The organism is Roseomonas chloroacetimidivorans, from assembly GCF_049629625.1.
Classification (GTDB): domain Bacteria; phylum Pseudomonadota; class Alphaproteobacteria; order Acetobacterales; family Acetobacteraceae; genus Roseomonas; species Roseomonas chloroacetimidivorans.
This window is the reverse complement of the sequence record NZ_JBNBZS010000275.1, coordinates 1-954: the sequence shown is the minus strand read 5'-3', so window position 1 is coordinate 954 and position 954 is coordinate 1. Positions and strand designations below refer to the sequence as shown.

Genomic DNA, 954 nt, shown 5'->3' with positions numbered 1-954 from the left:
ACGACAGATGAAGCGGTTCAAGTCCGCCGGCCAGGCGCAGCGCTTCCTCTCCGCCCATGACGGGATCAACAACCTCTTTCATCTTCGCCGCGACCGCGTCACTGCCAGCGATTACCGCACCGCAAGGGCGCGCGCATTCGAGGTGTGGTCCGAGATCAGCGGGGTCGCCGCGCGGGCTTGATCGCCCTTGATCCCGCTGCCGATCAGCCAGCCTCGTCGCCTAGAGGCCAGCAAGTTGACGGTGCCGTTGCAGGTCGTGAGGGCCGTCGAGCGCGGTGGATGAAGCGCTGAGCCCATCATTGGGCTGTGCGTAGCGTGGTCACGAGCAGCGCGCGGAAAATTCGCGCCCGTGCCTGCTGGTAGAGAACTGGGCGAGTATGTCTCGGTATTGCTTGCACACGCAATCGTGGACGCGGGCGAGGAGGGCAGGTTCTGAAGAGAACTCGGCGGGGTCGCGGATGCGGATGTGGACGAAGGAACCACCGGCTTCGTAAGCCTGATGGATGGACTTCCCTGCTCCTCCAGCGTGATCGGGTTGTTGCTCGTGCGCGCGATCGATCTGGTGATGGCAACCACGGCAACAACCGTGCTTATTGCTGCACCAGTTTCTACACCGCCATCCAGACGGTTTCGCCTTCGCCCTGGAGGCGGAGGTCGAGGTTCCAGGTGCTGTTTCCGGCGGGCCTGGCGATCATGGTGGCACGCCGGGCTTCGGGCACGGCCTTGAGCACGGGGTCGGTGGCGTTCAGCGGCTCGCCTTCGAAATAGAGCCGGGTTGAGAGGTGCTGGAGCAGGCCGCGGGCGAAGACGGCCAGCGCGACATGCGGGGCCTGCAGGGCATTGCCGCCGGCATGGGGTCCGACCGGCACCGGCCCGGGCTTCAGCGTCACGAAGCGGAAGCGCCCTTCCTTGTCGGTCCGGCTGCGGCCATAGCCCTGGAAGGCCGTGGGATCA

The 954-nt window shown here is 65.6% G+C and carries 1 protein-coding gene and 1 pseudogene; one reads left to right on the top strand and one right to left on the bottom strand.

Features of this window, described 5'->3' with window-relative positions:
* Nucleotides 1–181 (top strand): annotated as a pseudogene (locus tag ACO1BU_RS37395) (IS6 family transposase); the annotation flags it as partial.
* A gap of 427 nt (nucleotides 182–608) precedes the next feature.
* Here the strand turns inward: ACO1BU_RS37395 and ACO1BU_RS37390 are convergent.
* Nucleotides 609–954: dioxygenase family protein (locus ACO1BU_RS37390; protein WP_481133273.1), on the bottom strand; the 346-nt coding region annotated here is incomplete at its 5' end.